At 67.6% G+C, this 20,312-nt stretch carries 19 protein-coding genes; 13 read left to right on the top strand and 6 right to left on the bottom strand.

The window, feature by feature from the left end; genetic code table 11:
• Window positions 1-215 precede the first annotated feature (215 nt).
• From ACKN61_RS21805 to ACKN61_RS21795, 3 genes are all read left to right on the top strand, one after another.
• Window positions 216-1,595: an OmpP1/FadL family transporter gene (locus ACKN61_RS21805; protein WP_223621492.1), complete on the top strand. Its 1,380-nt coding sequence runs from the start codon at window positions 216-218 to the stop codon at window positions 1,593-1,595.
• Window positions 1,596-1,815: 220 nt separating this feature from the next.
• Window positions 1,816-2,532 carry an MOSC domain-containing protein gene (locus ACKN61_RS21800; RefSeq protein ID WP_408951204.1) on the top strand — a complete coding sequence of 239 codons (717 nt, stop codon included), beginning with the start codon at window positions 1,816-1,818 and terminating at the stop codon, window positions 2,530-2,532.
• Between the two features lie 134 nt (window positions 2,533-2,666).
• On the top strand, window positions 2,667-2,921 hold the full coding sequence (locus tag ACKN61_RS21795; RefSeq protein WP_057919360.1) for a DUF2164 domain-containing protein: 255 nt from the start codon (window positions 2,667-2,669) through the stop codon (window positions 2,919-2,921).
• A 57-nt stretch (window positions 2,922-2,978) separates the two neighbouring features.
• On the opposite strand, the gene ACKN61_RS21790 is transcribed toward ACKN61_RS21795, so the two are convergent.
• Window positions 2,979-3,440, bottom strand: coding sequence for a DUF3574 domain-containing protein (locus tag ACKN61_RS21790; RefSeq protein ID WP_408951203.1), 462 nt, complete (start codon window positions 3,438-3,440; stop codon window positions 2,979-2,981).
• Between the two features lie 409 nt (window positions 3,441-3,849).
• Entirely contained in the window at window positions 3,850-7,026 is a 3,177-nt protein-coding gene (gene putA / locus ACKN61_RS21785; protein WP_408953889.1) for a bifunctional proline dehydrogenase/L-glutamate gamma-semialdehyde dehydrogenase PutA, read from the bottom strand.
• 639 nt (window positions 7,027-7,665) lie between these two features.
• Between putA and coxB the strand changes: the two genes are divergently transcribed.
• The 5 genes from coxB to ACKN61_RS21760 all read left to right on the top strand — a co-directional run bounded on the left by coxB (window position 7,666) and on the right by ACKN61_RS21760 (window position 12,035).
• Window positions 7,666-8,622 carry a cytochrome c oxidase subunit II gene (gene coxB, locus ACKN61_RS21780; protein WP_408951202.1) on the top strand — a complete coding sequence of 319 codons (957 nt, stop codon included), beginning with the start codon at window positions 7,666-7,668 and terminating at the stop codon, window positions 8,620-8,622.
• A gap of 26 nt (window positions 8,623-8,648) precedes the next feature.
• Window positions 8,649-10,274, top strand: coding sequence for a cytochrome c oxidase subunit I (gene ctaD, locus ACKN61_RS21775; protein ID WP_408951201.1), 1,626 nt, complete (start codon window positions 8,649-8,651; stop codon window positions 10,272-10,274).
• Between the two features lie 87 nt (window positions 10,275-10,361).
• Window positions 10,362-10,493, top strand: a complete 132-nt coding sequence (locus tag ACKN61_RS21770; RefSeq protein ID WP_257720580.1) for a hypothetical protein — start codon at window positions 10,362-10,364, stop codon at window positions 10,491-10,493.
• A gap of 53 nt (window positions 10,494-10,546) precedes the next feature.
• Window positions 10,547-11,107 (top strand): cytochrome c oxidase assembly protein, encoded by a 561-nt coding sequence (locus ACKN61_RS21765; RefSeq protein WP_408953888.1) that lies wholly within the window; start codon window positions 10,547-10,549, stop codon window positions 11,105-11,107.
• 49 nt (window positions 11,108-11,156) lie between these two features.
• Window positions 11,157-12,035: a cytochrome c oxidase subunit 3 gene (locus tag ACKN61_RS21760; RefSeq protein ID WP_408951200.1), complete on the top strand. Its 879-nt coding sequence runs from the start codon at window positions 11,157-11,159 to the stop codon at window positions 12,033-12,035.
• A gap of 288 nt (window positions 12,036-12,323) precedes the next feature.
• Here the strand turns inward: ACKN61_RS21760 and ACKN61_RS21755 are convergent, their stop codons facing one another.
• Window positions 12,324-12,551: a twin transmembrane helix small protein gene (locus ACKN61_RS21755; RefSeq protein ID WP_031371300.1), complete on the bottom strand. Its 228-nt coding sequence runs from the start codon at window positions 12,549-12,551 to the stop codon at window positions 12,324-12,326.
• A 105-nt stretch (window positions 12,552-12,656) separates the two neighbouring features.
• Here ACKN61_RS21755 and ACKN61_RS21750 point away from each other — a divergent pair, with 105 nt between their 5' ends.
• The 5 genes from ACKN61_RS21750 (at window position 12,657) to ACKN61_RS21730 (ending at window position 17,561) form a co-directional block, all read left to right on the top strand.
• Entirely contained in the window at window positions 12,657-13,376 is a 720-nt protein-coding gene (locus tag ACKN61_RS21750; protein ID WP_408951199.1) for an SURF1 family protein, read from the top strand.
• A gap of 7 nt (window positions 13,377-13,383) precedes the next feature.
• Complete coding sequence (locus ACKN61_RS21745) at window positions 13,384-13,953, top strand: hypothetical protein (RefSeq protein ID WP_408951198.1); 570 nt, start codon at window positions 13,384-13,386, stop codon at window positions 13,951-13,953.
• 121 nt (window positions 13,954-14,074) lie between these two features.
• Window positions 14,075-15,262, top strand: coding sequence for a COX15/CtaA family protein (locus ACKN61_RS21740; protein ID WP_408951197.1), 1,188 nt, complete (start codon window positions 14,075-14,077; stop codon window positions 15,260-15,262).
• Entirely contained in the window at window positions 15,262-16,194 is a 933-nt protein-coding gene (gene cyoE, locus ACKN61_RS21735) for a heme o synthase (RefSeq protein ID WP_036148252.1), read from the top strand. The genes ACKN61_RS21740 and cyoE overlap by 1 nt, the downstream gene beginning before the upstream one ends.
• Window positions 16,195-16,262: 68 nt before the next feature.
• Entirely contained in the window at window positions 16,263-17,561 is a 1,299-nt protein-coding gene (locus tag ACKN61_RS21730; RefSeq protein ID WP_408951196.1) for an amidohydrolase family protein, read from the top strand.
• A 33-nt stretch (window positions 17,562-17,594) separates the two neighbouring features.
• Here the strand turns inward: ACKN61_RS21730 and ACKN61_RS21725 are convergent, their stop codons facing one another.
• From ACKN61_RS21725 to ACKN61_RS21715, 3 genes are all read right to left on the bottom strand, one after another.
• A complete protein-coding gene (locus tag ACKN61_RS21725; RefSeq protein ID WP_408951195.1) occupies window positions 17,595-18,593 on the bottom strand; it encodes a bile acid:sodium symporter family protein in 999 nt (332 codons plus the stop codon).
• Window positions 18,594-18,884: 291 nt separating this feature from the next.
• Window positions 18,885-19,259 (bottom strand): hypothetical protein, encoded by a 375-nt coding sequence (locus ACKN61_RS21720; protein ID WP_031371293.1) that lies wholly within the window; start codon window positions 19,257-19,259, stop codon window positions 18,885-18,887.
• A 22-nt stretch (window positions 19,260-19,281) separates the two neighbouring features.
• The gene (locus tag ACKN61_RS21715; RefSeq protein WP_408951194.1) at window positions 19,282-20,229 is read right to left on the bottom strand and encodes a DNA/RNA non-specific endonuclease; all 948 of its coding nucleotides are present in this window, start codon (window positions 20,227-20,229) and stop codon (window positions 19,282-19,284) included.
• Window positions 20,230-20,312: the final 83 nt, after the last annotated feature.

The raw sequence follows: 20,312 nt of genomic DNA, 5'->3' as shown, positions 1-20,312 counted from the left end.
GCGAATGGCGGAAACGTCCGTGGGGCGTGGCTTTGCGACATCGGTACGGTACGGGTTTGCGGCCTTGGGCGTATTGTTAGCGTTCGGTTAATGGCCGCGCTATAGTGCATACGGCGTCGTACGTCGGGAGGGGTTTCCGGCGGAACCGGGCCTAACCCGCGGCACCGTGTATACGGCCGTGTTAGACAAAAAATACTCCAACGGAGACTACACGCATGCAACCCTCACAACGCATCTCTCGCCTGACCGCACTCGCGCTCGGCATCGCCGGCGTCATCAGTGTCGGTTCGGCCGGTGCGACCGGCTTCCAGATCCGCGAAAACAGCATCCGCAACCAGGGCCGCAGCTTCGCCGGTAGCGGCGTGGCCAAGAACGACGCCGCCGTCGTATCGAACAACCCGGCGGCGATGGTCAACGTGGACTCCACCACGATCCGCAGCGACATCACCATCATCGACCTGACCGCCAAGTTCACCGGCGGCGGTTCGGCCGCAGCCGGCAGCCCGCTGGCGCGTCCGCTCACCGGCGGCAACGGTGGCGACCCGGGCGACGCGACGCCGGTTCCGGCGCTGTCGCTGGTGGTGCCGCTGACCGGTTCGTTCGAGAAGCTGACCCTCGGCGCCAGCCTCAGCGCGCCGTTCGGCCTGAAGACCGAATACGACAAGGACTGGGTCGGCCGCTACAACGCCGTCGAGTCCGAAGTGAAGACCATCGACCTGACCTTCTCGGCCGCGGTCGCCCTGACCGACCGCTTCTCGGTCGGTGCCGGCCTGATCTACGAACGCGCCGAAGCCACCCTGACCAACGCCGTCGATTTCGGCTCGGCGATCTGCCGCGTCAGCGTCGCCGCGTGCGTGACCCCGAACCCGGTCGCCGCACCGTTCGGTCCGCAGAAGAACGACGGTTTCGCCAAGGTCAAGGGCGACGACTACGGCATCGGCTGGCTGGTGGGCTTCCACTTCCGTCCGACCGACAAGTTCTCGATCGGTTACTCGCACCGCTCGGAAATCGATCATGAGCTGGAAGGCACGATCGACTTCACCAAGCCGGGCAATGTCTCCGCGCTGTTCGCCGCGCGCGGCATCACCCAGTACAACAGCGGTCCGGGCGGCGCCAAGCTGACCACGCCGAGCGTGGACACGCTGAGCCTGCAGTACGAGTTCACCGATCAGTTCCGCATGATGGCCGACATCCAGGCCACCGATTGGCATTCGCTGCAGTCGGTCGACATCGTCCGCGCCAACGGCACGCCGGTCACCAGCGAAGCCTTCGGCTGGGAAGACACGATGATGTACGCGCTCGGCGCCGAGTACGACCTCAGCGATTCGCTGACCCTGCGCGGCGGCGTCGCGATCGACGAAACCCCGACCAACGATCACGCCCGCACCCCGCGTCTGCCCGACAACGATCGCAACCTGTATTCGATCGGCCTGACCTGGAACGCCAACGAGCACCTGAGCGTGGATGCGGCCTATACCCGCATCACCATCGACAGCCCGACCATCAACACGGTCTCCAGCAGCGGTTCGACCCTGCAGGGTTCGTACAAGGGCCACGCCGATCTGTTCGGCCTCGCCGCTCAGTACAAGTTCTGATCGAGGCGTCATCGCAGTAAACCAAAGCCCCGCTTCGGCGGGGCTTTTTTTTGCCTGCGGTTTTCGCTTCCGGCTCGGCCAGCGCTGGAATCCGGCATGCCGGGATCGGGCGCCTATGCGAAAATCCCTGCGCATACCGTCGCCCGAGAGCCGGGTGGCGGCTTTGCGGCACTCGCCGCGCCTCCCAGCCCCGCCGCAGGCCGCGGCACAGGACGCCTCATTGAGCGCTGACGTCTCTTCCGATTCCCGTCGCATCCTCGTCGCTACGCTGCTGTGCGGGCGTGCCCGGCCCTATACGCGGCCCGGCAGCCTGAGCGCGATCGCCAAGACCCCGCTTGCGGGGCGTGTGCGCATCGGCGAGGCGGGCCTCGAAGGCGACGAACAGGGCGACCGGCGCGTCCATGGCGGCCCCGACAAGGCCGTACATCACTATCCCTACGATCACTACCGCGCCTGGCGCGAGGAACTCGGCCCGCATGCGCTGCTCGATCGCCCCGGTGCGTTCGGCGAGAACCTCAGCAGCAGCGGCCTGACCGAGGCCGAGGTCTGTCTCGGCGATCGGTTTCGTTGCGGCTCGGTGTTGCTGGAAGTCAGCCAGGCGCGCCAGCCGTGCTGGAAACTCAACGACCGTTTCGCGATCGCCGACATGGCGCGACGAGTGCAGGCCAGCGGCCGCACCGGCTGGTATTACCGCGTGCTCGAAGCTGGCGAGGCCGAGGCCGGCGATGCGCTGCTCCTGGTCGAACGCGCGTGGCCGGACTGGAGCCTGCAACGCATCGCCACGATGTTGTATACGCGCACCCTGGATCGCGAGGAGCTGCAGGCCGCGCTGGCGCTGCCGTTGGTGCCTTCGTGGCGCAAGCTGGTCGAGGCGCGGCTCGCGCGCGGCGCGGTCGAGGATTGGAGTTCGCGCATCGAGGGCCCGGTTACGCCGTGAGTCCGGAATGCCTGCGTCGTAGCGCGCGGCGCAGCGAGTGCGATCCATCCCTGCTATCTCTAGGGTCGCGGCAGACGCTGCGGGCGTCGCCTTGGGCGGCGTGTCCACCCCACTGATGCGGAGCCTGTCGAGGCATGAGCGAGATCAAATTCTCCAACGAAGAAAAGGCGCTGATCGTCGCCAAGCTGCAGCGCTATTTCAGCGAGGAGCTGAAGCAATCGATCGGCCGTTTCGATGCCGAGTTCATGCTCGACTTCATCGCCGACGAAATCGGCGCGTATTTCTACAACCGCGGCGTGCTCGACGCCCATGCGCTGTTGTCGGCGAAGTTCGAGGACATCGGCGACGCCTTCTACCAGCTCGAGCAGCCGACCGACTTCAAGCGCTGAGATGCGGACGCGACCGAGGCACGGTCGGGCAACCGGGGCGTCCGCCGGATACGCGGCTCAGCCGGCCGGCGATGCCTCGGTTGCGCCGATGGCTTGCCGAGCGAAGCAGGCGCGCGTCGGCAGGCTGATCACCAGCACCGCTTCCTGCTGGAAGCGGCGTTTGTATTCGTCGGCGATCTCGACCACGCGTTGGCGGCCGGCCGCGCTGTCGGCGTGGACGAGATCGATGGCGCGCGAATCTTCGCGTTCGATCTCGCCGCTGGCGCCGCGCCACTGGCCTTGCGCCTGGTAGATGGTCAAACCCTCGGGAAAGCGCGGGGTGACGACTTCGGCGAGGAAGGTCTGCCACTGGCCGTCGGTAACCGGGCCGGAGGGGCTGTTCATGCCGAACAGCACCCGGTCGAGCCGGCGGTCGCCGCAGGCGCTGGGGTCGCCCGGCTTGATCGGCAACGGAGCGAGCGAAGCGCAGGCCGTCAGTGCGCACAGCAACGCGGCCGACAACACGGATCTGCAGGACATCGACGTAGCTCCGCGGGCGATGACGCCTATCTTGCATGCGGCTTCGGTCGCGGTGTGCCCGCGGGTGAGCGGTTGTGCGATGGGCGTCGCAGAGCGGCGCAGGCACGGATAGCGACGGCTTTGGGGTAGGAGCGGCGCAAGCCGCGATCCAACCGAAGAGGTGTTCGAAAGCGCAGCAACCGAAGCCCCGGTCGTCCGGCCTGTTGCTTTGCGGGGTCACCCGTCAGTCCAGGCTTCGGGCACGACGCTGACGTACACCTTTTTAGTTGGTCGCGGCTTACGCCGCTCCTACAGTGAAGGCGGACGGCACCGCCCCAAACGAATACGGCGCGACCCGAGGGGCGCGCCGTATTCGTTGCCTGGCTCGAAGGACCGCGCCTCGGCGCGGCCAAGGGTCAAGCCATCGCGATCAATCGCCCAAGGTAAGCAGCGAGGCGTTGCCGCCGGCCGCGGTGGTGTTGACGGTGATGGTCTTCTCGGTGGTGAAGCGCGGCAGGTAGTGCGGGCCACCGGCCTTCGGGCCGGTGCCGGACAGGTTCTGGCCGCCGAAGGGCTGCACGCCGACGACTGCGCCGATCTGGTTGCGGTTGACGTAGCAATTGCCGACCTTGACCCGGGCGCTGATGCGCTCGATGGTCTCGTCGATGCGCGAGTGGATGCCCAGGGTCAGGCCGTAGCCGGTCGCGTTGATCGCATCGATCACCGCGTCGAGCTGATCGGCCTTCCAGCGGATCACGTGCAGCACCGGGCCGAACACTTCCTTGTGCAACTGGTCGAGCGACTTCAGGGTGTAGGCGCGCGGTGCGAAGAAGCTGCCGTGGGCGCTGTCGGCGTCGACCGCGACTTCGGCGATCTTCACCGCTTCCTTGTCCATGCGCGCGGCGTGCTCGACGAGCATCTTCAGCGCGTCTTCGTCGATCACCGGGCCGACGTCGGTCGACAGCAGGCCGGGGTTGCCGATCTTGAGCTCGGCCATGGCGCCGGCCAGCATCGTGGTGACCTTGTCGGCGATGTCTTCCTGCACGAACAGCACGCGCGCGGCCGAGCAGCGCTGGCCGGCCGAGGTGAAGGCCGAACCGATGGCGTCCTTGACCAACTGCTCGGGCAGCGAGGAGGAGTCGGCGATCAGCGCGTTCTGGCCGCCGGTCTCGGCGATCAGCACGCCGATGGCGGCGTCGCGCGCGGCCAGCGAGCGGTTGATGGCGCGCGCGGTATCTGTCGAGCCGGTGAAGGCGACGCCGGCGACGCGCGGGTCGCGGGTCAGCGCCGCGCCGACGGTGGCGCCGTCGCCGGGCAGGAACTGCAGCACCGCTTCCGGCACGCCGGCTTCGTGCAGCAGCTTGACCGCGTAGTAACCGATCAGGTTGGTCTGCTCGGCCGGCTTGGCGATGACGCTGTTGCCGGCGGCGAGTGCGGCCGAGATCTGGCCGGCGAAGATCGCCAGCGGGAAGTTCCACGGGCTGATGCAGACGAACACGCCGCGGCCGGACAGGTGCAGGGTGTTGGACTCGCCGGTCGGGCCCGGCAGCGCTTCCGGCGCGAACAGCTTGCGCGCCTGCTGGCCGTAATAGCGCAGGAAGTCGACCGCCTCGCGCACTTCGGCGACGCCGTCGGGGATGGTCTTGCCGGCTTCCTTGGTGCACAGCGCGATGTATTGCGGCATGCGCTGTTCGAGCAGGTCGGCGGCGTGTTCGAGGATCGCGGCGCGGCTGGCGGCCGGGGTCGAGTCCCAGGCTTCCTGCGCGGCGACCGCGTTCTTCAGCGCCAGCTCGACGGTGGCGCTGTCGGCGGCCTGCCACTGGCCGACGGTTTCGCGGCGGTCGGCCGGGTTGGTCACGGCGATGTTCGGCCCAGTGACGGTCGCGCCCGGCACCAGCGGTGCGGCGCGCCAGTCGCCGACGGCGGCGTTGACTTCGGCGGCGAGGGTCTGCAGTTGCTGGTCGTTGGCGAGATTGACGCCCATGGAATTGGTCCTGTCATTGCCGAAACTGCGATACAGGTCGGCCGGAAGCGGAATGCGCGGATGGGGAATGCTGGCGAAGGCGGCGACGGTCTCGACCGGGTCCTGGATCAACTCGTCGATCGCGATGCTCTCGTCGGTGATGCGGTTGACGAAGCTGGAGTTGGCACCGTTCTCGAGCAGGCGGCGCACCAGATAGGGCAGCAGGTCTTCGTGCGAACCGACCGGTGCGTAGACGCGGCAGGGCACGTCGAGGCGGTGCGACGGAATGACCTCGGCGTACAGGTCGTCGCCCATGCCGTGCAGCTTCTGGAACTCGTAGTGACGCTCGCGGCCCATCGCCTTGGCGCGCTGGTGGATCGTCGCGATGGTCTGGGCGTTGTGGGTGGCGAACATCGGGTAGATCGCATCGCCGGCTTCGAGCATGCGGCGCGCGTTGGCGAGGTAGGACACGTCGGTGTTCGGCTTGCGCGTGAACACCGGATAGCCCGCCTGTCCGTCGACCTGGGCGCGCTTGACCTCGCTGTCCCAGTAGGCGCCCTTGACCAGGCGCACCGGAATGCGGCGGCCGGTCTTACGGGCCAGGTCGGCGATGAAGTCGATCGCTTCCGGTGCGCGCTTCTGGTAGGCCTGGATCGCCAGGCCGTAGCCTTCCCAGCCGTCGAGCGAGGCATCGGCGTAGGCCGCGGCGATGACGTCGAGCGACATCTCCAGGCGGTCGGCTTCTTCGGCGTCGATGGTGAAGCCGATGCCGTACTTGCGCGCCAGCTGCGCCAGCTCGAGCACGCGCGGAGTCAGCTCGGCGAATACGCGTTCGCGCTTGGCGTGTTCGTAGCGCGGATGCAGCGCCGACAGCTTGACCGAGATCGACGGCGCGCCGAATACGGCGTCCTTGTCGTTGGACTGAGCGCCCGACTGCGCGCTCTTGCCGATCGCATGGATCGCGTCGCGGTAGGCCTGCAGGTAGCGCAGGGCATCCTTGGTGGTCAGCGCGCCTTCGCCGAGCATGTCGAAGGAATAACGGTAGTTGGCGTTGTCGCCCTTCTTCGAACGCGACAGCGCTTCGCCGATGGTGCGGCCCATGACGAACTGGTGGCCCATGATGCGCATCGCCTGGCGCACGGCGAGGCGGATCACCGGTTCGCCGACGCGGCCGACCAGGCGCTTGAAGGCGTTATGGACGTCGCGCTTGGTGTCGTCGTTGAGGTCGACCAGCTTGCCGGTCAGCATCAGGCCCCAGGTGGAGGCGTTGACGAGCACCGAGTCCGATTGGCCCAGATGACGCTTCCAGTCGGCTTCGCCGAGCTTGTCGCGGATCAGCTTGTCGGCGGTTTCCTGGTCCGGAATGCGCAGCAGGGCTTCGGCCACGCACATCAGCAGGACGCCTTCTTCGCTGCCGAGGTCGTACTGGCGCATGAAGGCTTCGATCGCGCCCTGGTCCTGGGCGCGGGCGCGCACGCGCTTGACCAGTTCGGCCGCGGTGACCTGGGCGGCGTCGCGGTCGGCGGCCGGCAGGCGCGCCAGTTCGAGCAGGTGGCGGACGTGATCGGCTTCGTCGCGGACCCAGCCGGCGGTCAGGGCCGCACGCGGACCCGAGGGCGGCGCGGGCAGTTCGGGGCTGATCATGGCGCCTGAAGGCTGCGCGTTGGAAAGCGCGGCGCTCGAGCGCGTCGGCGGACCGTCGTGGGCGACGGTGGAAGAGACGTTGGTGGACATCGGACCCGGCACTGGGGTGGGAAGTCGGGCATTTTAGAGCTTTCTATCGGTCGCGGCCTGTACCGGATCGGTTCGGGGCGGGCCCGGCGCGAGAGCGCCGTCGCAAGGCCGGCCAACCGTCAGCCGCCGCCATCGGATCAGCAGCATCGGATCAGCGCCGGACCCGGCCGCCGCGGCTGCGGCGAGCGGCCCGATCCGCGCGTTGCGCGCGCCGGACCACCGCAACTTGCATCCGTCACGCTTGCGATCGGCCGTCGCCGACACTCGTATGAGGCGCCGAACTGGCGCGCAAAGCCTGTCGCTGCGGGGCGCAGGCGGTTTCCGGACCGATTGGGGCTAGCACCTCCGGGTTGCCGCAAGACGGGGCGGCCGCTACCATTTCTCGGTTATCCGTAGCGCCGATCCCGGCGTGATGGGCCCTCGACAGGGCTCGCCAGCCACCATCTTCCGCACAGCCTCACGCCCAGGACATCGGCGCGGACGGGGCGGGAGGGGCAGCCCGCGGAGCACGAAAACGAAAACCACACTGATTTTTCGGGGCTCGAACTGATGAAAGCCGGTCGTTTCAAGCAGTGGGCAGCGGGCGTCGCCGCATCGGCGTTGCCTGTCCTTGCGTTTGCTCAGGCGGCCGATCCCAAGCCGTGGCAGCTGAATATGGGCAAGGGCGTGACCGCCCAGTCGATGAACGCCTACTCGGCGCACATGTTCGCGCTGTGGGTCTGCGTGGTGATCGGCATCCTGGTCTTCGGCGCTATGGCCGTGGCCATGTTCAGGTTCCGCAAGTCCAAGGGCGCCGTCGCCGACAAGGACTTCACCCACAGCACCAAGCTCGAGATCATCTGGACCGTGGTGCCGGTGGCGCTGCTGGTGCTGATGGCCTTCCCGGCCACCAGCAAGCTGATCGCGATGTACGACACCCGCAACGCGGCGATGACGGTCAAGGTGACCGGCTTCCAGTGGATGTGGAAGTACGACTACCTCGGCGAGAACGTCTCCTTCACCAGCCGCCTGGACCGCAAGAGCGACCAGCTGCGCCAGGGCGGCAAGCTCGTCACCAAGGCCGACCACGAGCACTACCTGCTCGACGTCGACAACGTCCTGGTGCTGCCGACCGACACCAAGATCCGCTTCGTGATCACCGCCGACGACGTCATCCACGCATGGTGGGTGCCGGCCCTGGGCTGGAAGCAGGACGCGATCCCGGGCATCGTCAACGAAGCCTGGACCGAAATTAAGGAGCCTGGCGTCTACCGCGGCCAGTGCGCCGAGCTGTGCGGCAAGGACCACGGCTTCATGCCGATCGTCGTGCGCGCGCTGCCCAAGGCCGAGTACCAGCAGTGGCTGGCCGAGCAGAAGGCCAAGAACGCGCCGGCGCCCGCCGCCGCGCCGGCGGCCCCGGCTGCAGCACCTGCGGCCGCTCCGGCCGATGCCGCTCCGGCTTCCGCCGCAGCCCCGAACACCGACACCACGACCGCCGCGGCTCCGCACGCAGCGGTCGTCGGTTGATCGTCAGCATTCTTCAGAGGTAGGCCATGGCAGCCACGCACCCCGTCGCCGATCATCACGATCACCACGATGATCACGCCCACAAACAGGGCTTCATCGAGCGTTGGTTCTTCTCGACCAACCACAAGGACATCGGCACGCTGTACCTGATCTTCAGCTTCGTCATGTTCATCATCGGCGCGGCGATGTCGGTGGTGATCCGTGCCGAGCTGGCCGAGCCCGGCCTGCAGCTCGTCAATCCCGAGTTCTTCAACCAGATGACCACCATGCACGCGCTGGTGATGATCTTCGGCGGCGTCATGCCGGCCTTCGTCGGCCTGGCCAACTGGATGATCCCGCTGCAGATCGGCGCGCCGGACATGGCGCTGCCGCGCATGAACAACTGGTCGTTCTGGATCCTGCCGTTCGCCTTCACCCTGCTGCTGATGACGCTGTTCCTGCCGGGCGGCGCTCCGGCCGGCGGCTGGACCCTGTACCCGCCGCTGTCGTTGCAGGGCGGCAACAACGTCGCCTTCGCGATCTTCGCCATTCACATGATGGGCATCAGCTCGATCATGGGCGCGATCAACGTCATCGCCACCATCCTCAACATGCGCGCCCCGGGCGTGGACCTGTTGAAGATGCCGATCTTCTGCTGGACCTGGCTGATCACCGCCTTCCTGCTGATCGCGGTGATGCCGGTCCTGGCCGGCGCGGTGACGATGCTGCTGACCGACAAGTTCTTCGCCACCTCGTTCTTCAACGCGGCCGGCGGCGGCGACCCGGTGATGTTCCAGCACATCTTCTGGTTCTTCGGTCACCCCGAGGTCTACATCATGATCCTGCCGGCGTTCGGCGTGGTCTCGGAGATCATCCCGACCTTCGCCCGCAAGCCGCTGTTCGGCTACCAGGCCATGGTGTACGCGACCGCTTCGATCGCCTTCCTCTCGTTCATCGTGTGGGCCCACCACATGTTCACCGTCGGCATGCCGCTCGGTGGCGAGATCTACTTCATGTTCGCGACCATGCTGATCGCGGTGCCGACCGGCGTGAAGGTGTTCAACTGGGTCACCACCATGTGGCGCGGCTCGATGTCGTTCGAGGCGCCGATGCTGTGGGCGATCTCGTTCGTGATCCTGTTCACCATCGGCGGTTTCTCCGGCCTGATGCTCGCTATCGTGCCGGCCGACTTCCAGTACCACGACACCTACTTCGTGGTCGCGCACTTCCACTACGTGCTGGTGACCGGCGCGCTGTTCTCGATCATCGCCGCGGTGTACTTCTGGTGGCCCAAGTGGACCGGCCGCATGTACAGCGAGCCGATGGCCAAGTTCCACTTCTGGTGGACGATGGTCTTCGTCAACCTGCTGTTCTTCCCGCAGCACTTCCTGGGTCTGGCCGGCATGCCGCGCCGCATCCCGGACTACAACGTGGTGTTCGCGGACTGGAACCTGATCAGCTCGATCGGCGCGTTCGGTATGTTCGTCACGCCGTTCATGATGGCCTTCATCCTGCTGCGCTCGAAGAGCGTCGGCGCCAAGGCCGAAGCGCGGGCCTGGGAAGGCGCGCGCGGCCTGGAATGGACCGTGCCGAGCCCGGCCCCGCACCACACCTTCGGCACGCCGCCGGTGATCCGCGACGGCGACCTGGCCCACGGCGACATCACCCACTGAACCCGACAGGACACAGGACCCCGCGACGGGCCCCGGCAGTGAGCGCTTCGATCCGATAGCGCGCCTGCGCGGCCCAGGCGAATCAAGATGACCCAGTCCCACGACCAGCACGACCTCGCCCACCGCCGTTCGGCCGCGCGCCGCACGGCGCTGTGGTTCGGGCTGGCCGCGGTGGCGGTCTACGTCGCCTTCATCCTGACCGGGGTGCTGTCGCAATGAGCGCCGACGACGCCAAGGCCAACGCCGAGGTCCGCCGCCAGGCGAGCCCGAAGATGACCCGGCTGATGGTGCTGGTCGCGCTGGGTGCGTTCGGTTTCACCTTCGCCCTGGTGCCGATGTACCGCATCGCCTGCGAGAAGGTGTTCGGCATCCGCCTGGAGCGCGGCGTGGTCGACGCCCAGGCGGCGGCCGCGCCCGTCGCCGACCGCATGGTCACCGTGCAGTTCGACGGCAGCGTCAATTCCAAGTTGCCCTGGGACTTCAAGCCGCACCAGTTCAGCATGCAGGTGCGTCCGGGCGAGCAGTACGAGACCACTTACTACGCCCGCAACACCACCGACCGCGCCATCGTCGGCAGCGCCTCGCCGTCGGTCGCGCCGGCGCGGGCTTCGGGCTATTTCAACAAGACCGAGTGTTTCTGCTTCACCGCCCAGACCCTGCAGGCGGGCGAGTCGCGCGACATGCCGGTGCGTTTCATCGTCGATCCGAACCTGCCGGCTGAGATCAAGACGATCACGCTGTCCTACACTTTCTCCAAGAACGACGTGCTCACGGCGCGCCTGCAGCAGGGATCGGTGTCCAAGACCGCATCCTCGCCGCTGTCGGCGCCGTAAGCGGCTCAGCACCACTCAAACCAGCACCACTTATCACTGGAACGCCGCCATGGCCCACGCTCACACGCCAGACGCCAACATCTACTACGTGCCGCACAGCAGCCGCTGGCCGTTCCTCGGCTCGATCGGTCTGTTCACGACCATGATCGGCGTCGCCAGCTGGCTCAACGAAGTCAGCTGGGGCAAGCCGGTGTTCTTCGTCGGCCTGGCGATGATGGTCGGCGTGCTGTTCGGCTGGTTCGGCGACGTCATCCGCGAATCGGTGCGCGGCAACTACAACAAGCAGGTCGACGTCTCGTTCCGGATGGGGATGATCTGGTTCATCTTCTCCGAGGTGATGTTCTTCGCCGCCTTCTTCGGCGCGCTGTTCTACGCGCGCAGCCTGGCCCTGCCGTGGCTCGGCGGCGAAGGCGACGGCGTGATGACCAACAGCCTGCTGTGGCCGCAGTTCAGCGCCGCCTGGCCGAGCAGCGGTCCGGCCGCGGTCGGTGGCGTGTTCGAGACCATTCCGGCCTGGGGCCTGCCGCTGCTCAACACCCTGATCCTGCTGACCTCGGGCTCCACGGTTACCGCCGCGCACCACGCGCTCAAGGGCGGCCACCGCAAGGCGCTGCTGTTCTGGCTGGGCCTGACCGTGCTGCTGGGCTGCCTGTTCCTGTTCTTCCAGGCCGAGGAATACATCCACGCCTACACCGAACTCAACCTGACCCTGGGTTCGGGCATCTACGGTTCGACCTTCTTCATGCTCACCGGTTTCCACGGCCTGCACGTGACCCTGGGTACGGTGATGCTGGCGATCATCTGGTTCCGTTGCCTCAAGGGCCATTTCGACAAGGACAACCACTTCGCGTTCGAGGCGGTGGCCTGGTACTGGCATTTCGTCGACGTGGTCTGGCTGGGTCTGTTCCTGTTCGTCTACGTGCTGTAAGCGCGACGCGGCGGAATCGGCAAAATCACGACGAGGGCCGGCGCTGCCGGCCTTTCGTTTTTTTGTTATTGCTGCGGGGCGGCGTCTACGTCGTTCCGCGAAGACGGGCGTTGCTTTACTTCGGCGCAGCCGGACATCCAGCGTCTTTCGTGCGGGAACGCCTAAAGTCGTTGGATTCCCGCCTGCGCGGGAATGACGTTCTGTAAAGAAGCGCCGCCCGCGCGGTTTTTACGCTGCATCGCCGTGATCCGCCCGCCGTGCTCGCTCAGCCAAGCCGGCCTGCCAGGATCAGTTCGGGTTGGAGCCGATCCCGTGCGGTTCGATCCAGCCCATCCACATCGCGAACAGGATGATGGCGATCAGCGCGACGGACAGCGCGATACGACGGGTCAGCGCATTGACCGTGCGTTTGCTCTGGCCCTTGTCCACCAGCATGTAATACAGGCCTGCACCCAGGTTCCAGAGGATGACGATCAGGAAGCCGACCACCAGCAGGATCTTCAGCGACTCGTTCACCGCGGGCTCCTCAAGTGCGCGCCGGGCGCGCGCGGATGCATTTGCGGCGCGTAAAGCGCGCGCAGATGCGCTGCGCGGATTATCGCAGCCCGCCGGGAGGATGTGGTGAGCCGTCGCGGCACCCTGCTGTTCGGCTGGGCGCTCGCGGTCGCCGCGATCGCGCTGTTCGCCAACCTGGGGCTGTGGCAGGGCCGGCGCGCGGTCGAGAAGCAGGCCATGCTCGATGCCGCCGCCGCGGTCCTGAACGAGCGCACGCCGCGGCCGCTGGCCGCGGCCGACGATCCCGCCCGCGCGCGCGACTACGACTGGGCGGAGGGCCGGGGCCGGTTCGACCGGCGTGGTGCCCTGCTGCTCGACAACCAGCAGCGCAACGGTCGCGCCGGTGTGCGCGTCTATCGTATTTTCGTGCCGGCGCAGGGCGGGCCGATGCTGGTCGACCTGGGCTGGTTGCCGCTCGGCGGCGATCGCAAGCTGCCGGCCATCCCCCAGCCGGAGGGTGAGCTGGCCTTGCGCGGGCTGCTGGCGCCGCCGCCGTCGACCGGTCTCGCACTGGGCCCGGGCATCGGCCGCGAAGGCGAGGGCTGGCTGCTGACCCGGGTCGACCCGAAGGCGATCGCCGGGGCCACCGGCCTGTCGGTGCCGCTCGCACCGCGCGTGCTGCGCCTGGACCCGGCGCTCGAGCTCGGTTACGAGCGCGACCTGGAACTGCTCGCCAATACCTTGCCGCCGGACAAACACCGCGGCTATTCGCTGCAGTGGTTCGCGCTCGCCCTGGCGGTGCTGGCGACCGCCCTGATCCTCACGTTCCGTCCTCAGCGTCGATAACCAACCGATGAACACACCCGTGAATTCCTCGCAGCGCAATCGCAACCGACTGGTGTTGGTGCTGATCGCCGCGTTCTTCTTCGTGCCGATGCTGATCGCCGGGGTCATGCGTTTCACCAACCATCACCCGGCGGTGAGCCGCCAGCACGGCGAACTGCTCGAACCCAAGCCCGACTTGCGTGCGTTGCAGCCGCGCCTGGCCGACGGCAGCGCTTATGCCTGGAACCCGCCGGCGCGGATCTGGCGCATCGTGGTCGCGCCGGCGCCGGATTGCGCCGAGGCCTGCGTCGAGTTGTCGCAGCAGCTCGACACGGTCTGGCAACTGTTCGGCAAGGACGCCGACCATGTCGAAGTGCTCTGGCTCGGCGAGCCGCCGGCCGGCGCCAAGCGCCCGGCCAGCCTGCGCGTGCTCGGCCCCTCGCCGGAGCTGCGCGCGCAACTGCCGCGCCTGAGCGACCCGGCCGGCGTGCCGCTGTACGTGGTCGACCCGAACGGCTTCGTGATTCTGCGTTACGCTCCCGGCACCGATCCGGGCGGGCTGCGCGCCGACCTGGCCAAGCTGCTGAAACTGATGTGAGCGGCGGCAAGAACGGGCGCGCCGGAGCGGGGCGTCGGGAACGGCATGAAACGAACCAAGTCGCCGGGACTCGCCCGGCCGCACGAGTGTTGCAGCAGAGTTGGGTAGGAACGAGTTTCGAATGAGCGTAACCAACAAGCCCGGATCCTCCGATCCGTTCACGAACGGCCTGAGCAAGACCGGCCTGTCGAAGAATTTCCATCGCATCGCCTGGCTGGCGGTGGCGCTGGCGCTGTGCGTGATCGTGTTCGGCGCGTTCGTGCGCCTGTCCAACGCCGGCCTGAGCTGCCCGGACTGGCCGACCTGCTACGGCCGCGCGGCCTGGCCGACCAGCGCCCACGAGATCACCGACCACGTCGCTACCGCGATCCGGCCGGTCGAAGTGCACAAGGCCTGGCGCGAGCAATTCCACCGCATGATCGCCGGCCTGCTCGGCGTGCTGGTGTTGATCCTGGCGTTGGTGTCGGCGCGCAAGCGCGCCTACGGCGTGCCGCAGGTGATCGCCGCGGCCGCGCTCGTGGCCATCGCGATTCCCCTGTACATGAAAGGCCAGCACGTCGCCGCCTCGGCGCTGGCGATCGTCGGCGAAGCCATCCTGCTCGCCGCGGCGCTGCGCTGGAGCAATTCCGATCTGTCGCGGGTGTCGGCGCTGACCCTGGCGGTGATCATCTTCCAGGCCCTGCTCGGCATGTGGACGGTGACTTGGCTGCTCAAGCCGGTCGTGGTCATGGGCCATCTGCTCGGCGGCCTGCTGACGTTCTCGTTGTTGGTGTGGACCGCGTGGCGCGCGATCGGCCACCCGATCCGCCTGGCCGACGCGGCCAACGTACGCCGCCTGATCATGCTCGGCATCGGCGTGCTGGGCGTGCAGATCGCGCTCGGCGGCTGGACCAGCGCCAACTACGCCGCGCTCGCCTGCGGCAACGACTTCCCGACCTGCGTCGGCCAGTGGTGGCCGCGCCACGACTTCGGCGAAGCCTTCGTGCTGTGGCGCGGCATCGGCGTGGACTACGAGGGCGGCATCCTCGACGGCGAGGCCCGCATCGCGATCCAACTGGCCCACCGCATCATGGCCGGCGTGGTCTTCGTCTATCTGCTGGGCCTGACCGTGAAGCTGTTGCGCACGCCCGGCATGCGCGGCTGGGCGAGCCTGCTCGGCGCGCTGACCCTGGCCCAGGTCGGCCTGGGCATCGCCAACGTCAAGCTCGGCCTGCCGCTCGCGGTCGCAGTGGCGCACAACGCCGGCGCCGCGTTGCTGCTGTTCGCGCTCGTCTCCCTGCTCGCACGCCTGCGTACGCCGGAACCCTGATGAATACCGCCAAGCGCCCGACCGCCAAGCAGTACTGGGACCTGACCAAGCCGCGCGTCGTCGCGCTGATCGTGTTCACCGCCTTCGTCGGCATGTTCCTGGCCGTGCCGGGCTTGCCGCCGCTGCGCGAGTCGGTGCTCGGCTTCTTCGGCATCTGGCTCGCAGCGGCCTCGGCCGCGACGATCAACCAACTGCTGGACTCGCGCATCGACGCCAAGATGGCGCGCACCTCGTGGCGGCCGATCGTCGCCGGGCAGGTCTCGCCGACCCAGGCGCTGGTGTTCGCGCTGATCCTGGCGGCCTTGTCGATGACCATCCTGGTGGTCTGGGTCAACGCGCTGACCGCATGGCTGACCTTCGCCTCGCTGATCGGTTATGCGGTGGTCTACACCGTATTCCTGAAGCGGGCCACGCCGCAGAACATCGTCATCGGCGGCATCGCCGGCGCGGCGCCGCCGCTGCTCGGCTGGGCCGCGGTCACCGGCATGCAGGGCGAGTGGGACTGGGCCCATGCGCTGTTGCTGGTGTTGATCATCTTCGTGTGGACGCCGCCGCATTTCTGGGCGCTGGCGATCTTCCGCCGCGCCGACTATGCGCGGGCGATGGTGCCGATGCTGCCGGTCACCCACGGCGTCGAGTACACCCGCTGGCAGATCCTGTTCTATACGATCCTGCTGACGGTCGTCTCGGTGCTGCCGTGCGTGTTCGGCATGAGCGGCTATTTCTATCTGTTCGGGGTGTTGGTGCTGGACGCGGTGTTCCTCTACCACGCCTGGAAGCTGATGAACCCGCCCGACGAGCTGTACGCGATGCGGGTTTTCAACTACTCGATCGTCTACTTGATGGTGTTGTTTGCATTCCTGCTGATCGATCACTGGCTGCCCTCGTCGATGCAGTCGGCGCCATTGTTCGAGCTGCAGCGGATGCGTTGATCGCCCGCGCCGCGCGGGCGTGCAATCGCGCGCCGCACCGGCGCCTAATCGCAAGGGGAAGGTCGTCGATGAGAAACCGGATCGCGTGTTCGATCATGGCGTTGTTGCCGCTGTCGGCGGCGCATGCCGCGCAGGCGCAGGACGCCGCCGCGCCGCCGCGCGAACTGGTGGTCACCGCGGCCAAGCTGTTCGATTCGCGCAGCGGTCGCCTGCTCGACAACCCGCAGGTGCTGATCCGCGACGGCCGCATCGTCGAAGTCGGCCGCGCCGGCGACGCCGCGCCGGCCGGCGCTCGACGCCTCGACCTGCCCGGCATGACCCTGCTGCCGGGCCTGATCGACATGCACACCCATCTCGATGCCGACCCGACCTACGGCGGCTACACCAGTCTGCAGTTCAACGACCGCTTCTGGTCGGTGCTCGCGGTCAAGCACGCTCAGGACACGCTGGCCGCGGGCTTCACCACGGTGCGCAATCTCGGCGCCGATGCCTGGAACGATGTCGGCCTGCGCCAGGCCATCGACGAGGGCAAGCTGCGCGGCCCGCGCATCGTCTCGGCCGCCTACGGCTTCGGCGCCACCGGCGGCCATTGCGACTCGACCTTCTTCCCGCCGTCGATGCAGCAACGCAGCCCTTACAACGCCGACTCGCCCGAGCAGGCACGCCAGCACGTGCGCGAACTGCGCAAGTACGGCGCGCAGGTGATCAAGATCTGCGCCACCGGCGGCGTGTTCTCGCGCAACACCGAGCCCGGCCAACAGCAGTTGAGCCTGGAGGAAATGAAGGCGGTGGCCGACGAGGCGCATCGCTGGGGGCTCAAGGTCGCCGCGCATGCGCACGGCACCAGCGGTATCAAGGACGCGATCCGCGCCGGCATCGACACCATCGAGCACGCCAGCCTGATCGACGAGGAAGGCATCCGCCTGGCTAAGCAGCACGGCACCTGGCTGTCGATGGACATCTACAACACCGACTACACCCAGGCCGAGGGCAAGAAAAACGGTGTGCTTGAAGACAACCTGCGCAAAGACCGCGAAGTCGCCGACGTCCAGCGCGAGAACTTCCGCCGCGCCCATCAGGCCGGGGTCAAGATGGTCTACGGCACCGACACCGGGGTCTATCCGCACGGCCAGAACGGCCGCCAGTTCGCGGTGATGCAGCGCTACGGCATGAGCGCGGCCCAGGCCATCCAGGCGGCGACCGCGAACGCGGCCGAAGCGCTCGGCAGCAAGGACGTCGGCGTCATCGAGAAAGGCCGCTGGGCCGACATCATCGCGGTCGCCGGCGACCCGACCCGGAACGTCGCCTTGCTCGAAGCCGTGCCGGTGGTGATCAAGGGCGGCGAGGTGGTCAAGGATGCGCGCTGAGCGGCCGTAGCGACCGGACTGGGGCGGCGGGATTCAGTCGGCGACCCGTTCGGGCACCGCCGCGGTGTTCGCCTGGCGCGCATAGCGGCGCGCGACCTGCGCGCAGACGATCAGCTGGATCTGGTGGAACACCATCACCGGCAGCACGATCGCGCCGAGCGCGCTGCTCGCGAACAGGATCTTGGCCATCGGCACGCCGGTGGCCAGGCTCTTCTTGGAACCGCAGAACACGATCGCGATTTCGTCCTCGCGCGAAAAGCCGAGCCGGCGCGCGGCGAAGGTCGTGGCGAGCATGACCGCCGCGAGCAGCAGCGCGCACACGCCGAACACGACGTATAAAGCCTGCACCGGCGTGCTCTGCCACAATCCGGTCGCGACCGAGGCGGCGAACGCGGTGTAGACCACCAGCAGCACCGTGCCTTGGTCGGTGTAGCGCAACAGCGCGCGCCGGCGCTCGACCCAGCCGCCGATCCAACGCCGCAGCAGATGGCCGGCGACGAAGGGAAGCAGCAATTGCAGGGTGATCTTGGCGATGGCCTCGGCCGGATCCGCCATCGCGCCCTGTGCGCCGGCCAATGCGCTCATCAGCAAGGGCGTCAGGAACACACCGAGCAGGCTCGAGGCCGAGGCGCTGCACACCGCCGCGGGCACGTTGCCGCCGGCCATCGAAGTGAAGGCGATCGAGGACTGCACGGTCGAGGGCAGGGTGCACAGGAACAGCAGCCCCAGGTACAGCTCCGGCGTCAGCAAGCGCCCGGACAAGGGTTTCAGCGCCAGGCCGAGCAAGGGAAACAAGACGAAGGTGCTGGCGAAGATCAGCAAATGCAGGCGCCAATGCAGGGCGCCGGCGAGGATCGCCTCGCGCGACAGGCGCGCGCCGTGCAGGAAGAACAGCGCGGCGATGGCGATATCGGTAAAGCCGTCGAGCGCCGCAGCCGGGGCGCCGCCGAGCGGAAACCACCAGGCCAGCGCGACCGCCGCCAGCAGAGCCAGGGTGAAGCTGTCGACGCGCAGTCGCTGGAGAAAATTCATCCGATGCTCGCCTCGATGGGACGCTCGGGCAGACGTCCCGCATTCTGAGCGCAGGCCGCAGAGCGGTCCATGACGCAGGCCTGCACGGCGCTAAGGGTCGGAGCGGCGCGAGCCGCGACCAACCGCAGAGGTGTACGTCAGCGCCGTGTCCGAAGACCGGTCAGACGGCTCGAAACAGCCAGTGCCAGTCGAACATCCGGGGCTTCGACGAATTGCGCTATCGATCGACGCTGCGGTGGGTCGCGGCTCGCGCCGCTCCTACTCCAAAGCCGGCCGGGCCCGCTCAACCTCTCAGCACGGCCGCACGCGCTCGGCGATCTCGGCGACGCTGTCGGGGGTGACGTACCAACGGCCCGGATCTTCGTACTCGAAGTCGATCGCGACTTCGGCGTCGGCGCGGTGGATGCGCACGATGCAGACCCGCCATGGCGCCTTGCCGGCGACCTGGGTGACCTTGCGCAGTTGTTCCAGGCGGTTCTCGATCTCGACGCCCGACGGCGTCAGCGGTTCGCCCGGCTGGCCCTTGTCGTAGCGGAAGCCGTTGAGGCGGCTGATGCCGTCGCCGTACCAGGCGATCAGCGCGTATCCGTCCCAGGGCCGTTCGCTGGCCTTGGGGTCGACCACGATCAGGCGTGCGATCTCTCCGAGCAATTCGTCTCTGTTCATGTCCTGCCTTGAGCGTGTCGATTTAGGAAGCGGCTGCGATCAGGTCACCCATCTGCCCGGCGTCGACCCGGTCGTAGCTCTGGCCGGCGCGGTTCTCGAAGGTGACGCGCTGATCGTAAACCCTGCCGCCGTCGGCGGGATCGATCACGTCGTAGGAAATGCGAACACGGTCCGGTCGGTCGGCGTCCCGCGGGGTCAGGTCGATGCTGATGCGCACGTCCATGCCCTTGTCGACCCAGGCCGCCCATTCGTTCTCGAGCGTCTTGTAGGCGCCCATGTTGAAGTTGCCGTTCTGCGGGAACAGGTTCTTCAGGCCCTGGTCGGTGACGAAGCGGTGGCCGAACACATGCCCGCCCTGGTCGCCTTCGACGCCGCGGTCGGCGGCGGTGCGCTGCGCCTGGGTCTCGTCGTCGCTGCGCTCGATCCCGCTGAACACGGTGCGCAAGGTGCCTTCGGCATGGATCGGCCGGCCTTCGTCGTCGACCGTCCAGCGTGCGTCGTTGACCTCGCCGGTGTCGGGGTTGACGACCGTCGCCGAAATCTCCTCGGTCTCGCCGCGCGCGCGGTCGCCGAGACCGAGCCAATCCTTGAGCCGGCCGATCAGGTCGTCGGCGCTATCGGCGAGGCCCGTGTCCGTGCCTTCGGCATAGGCCGCGCGCACCTCGGGGCCGCTGCGGCGTTCGACCGCAGCGGCGATGCCGTCGCGCCCGAACGCGGCCTCCAGCTTGCGCAACTGCGGCGCGTCGAGCTTGCCGGCGAGCTCGTTGGCGAGGGTTTCGCGCTCGGCCACGGGCATCGCCTCGACCTCGCTGCGCAAGCCGCTCAACTGCGGCGCGGTGAGCGCATCGACCGCGCCGCGCGCCTGCGTCGGATCGGTGCTGCTCAGGGTCTGCGCGATCGATGCGGCAGGCGGTTCGATGCCCGGCGCCGAGCCGTTGAGGTGGACGTTCGGGCTGATCGGGTCGGTCATCGGGCGGGGCCTGGACTGCGCGCGTCGCCCTGGAATCTAGCCGTAAAGCGCCACGCCGCCCATTGGGGAAAACCCCAGGAAAA

The organism is Lysobacter sp. Hz25 (genome assembly GCF_046097045.1).
Lineage (GTDB): Bacteria > Pseudomonadota > Gammaproteobacteria > Xanthomonadales > Xanthomonadaceae > Lysobacter > Lysobacter antibioticus_B.
This window is presented reverse-complemented; position numbering and strand designations above follow the sequence as displayed.

Excerpts from the sequence above, each read along its gene's own strand:
- ACKN61_RS21805 (WP_223621492.1), top strand. The coding sequence starts at position 216 with ATGCAACCCTCACAACGCATCTCTCGCCTGACCGCACTCGCGCTCGGC.
- ACKN61_RS21795 (WP_057919360.1), top strand. The coding sequence starts at position 2,667 with ATGAGCGAGATCAAATTCTCCAACGAAGAAAAGGCGCTGATCGTCGCC.
- ACKN61_RS21790 (WP_408951203.1), bottom strand. The coding sequence starts at position 3,440 with ATGTCCTGCAGATCCGTGTTGTCGGCCGCGTTGCTGTGCGCACTGACG.
- putA (WP_408953889.1), bottom strand. The coding sequence starts at position 7,026 with ATGATCAGCCCCGAACTGCCCGCGCCGCCCTCGGGTCCGCGTGCGGCC.
- coxB (WP_408951202.1), top strand. The coding sequence starts at position 7,666 with ATGAAAGCCGGTCGTTTCAAGCAGTGGGCAGCGGGCGTCGCCGCATCG.
- ctaD (WP_408951201.1), top strand. The coding sequence starts at position 8,649 with ATGGCAGCCACGCACCCCGTCGCCGATCATCACGATCACCACGATGAT.
- ACKN61_RS21770 (WP_257720580.1), top strand. The coding sequence starts at position 10,362 with ATGACCCAGTCCCACGACCAGCACGACCTCGCCCACCGCCGTTCGGCC.
- ACKN61_RS21765 (WP_408953888.1), top strand. The coding sequence starts at position 10,547 with ATGACCCGGCTGATGGTGCTGGTCGCGCTGGGTGCGTTCGGTTTCACC.
- ACKN61_RS21760 (WP_408951200.1), top strand. The coding sequence starts at position 11,157 with ATGGCCCACGCTCACACGCCAGACGCCAACATCTACTACGTGCCGCAC.
- ACKN61_RS21745 (WP_408951198.1), top strand. The coding sequence starts at position 13,384 with ATGAACACACCCGTGAATTCCTCGCAGCGCAATCGCAACCGACTGGTG.
- ACKN61_RS21740 (WP_408951197.1), top strand. The coding sequence starts at position 14,075 with ATGAGCGTAACCAACAAGCCCGGATCCTCCGATCCGTTCACGAACGGC.
- cyoE (WP_036148252.1), top strand. The coding sequence starts at position 15,262 with ATGAATACCGCCAAGCGCCCGACCGCCAAGCAGTACTGGGACCTGACC.
- ACKN61_RS21730 (WP_408951196.1), top strand. The coding sequence starts at position 16,263 with ATGAGAAACCGGATCGCGTGTTCGATCATGGCGTTGTTGCCGCTGTCG.
- ACKN61_RS21725 (WP_408951195.1), bottom strand. The coding sequence starts at position 18,593 with ATGAATTTTCTCCAGCGACTGCGCGTCGACAGCTTCACCCTGGCTCTG.
- ACKN61_RS21720 (WP_031371293.1), bottom strand. The coding sequence starts at position 19,259 with ATGAACAGAGACGAATTGCTCGGAGAGATCGCACGCCTGATCGTGGTC.
- ACKN61_RS21715 (WP_408951194.1), bottom strand. The coding sequence starts at position 20,229 with ATGACCGACCCGATCAGCCCGAACGTCCACCTCAACGGCTCGGCGCCG.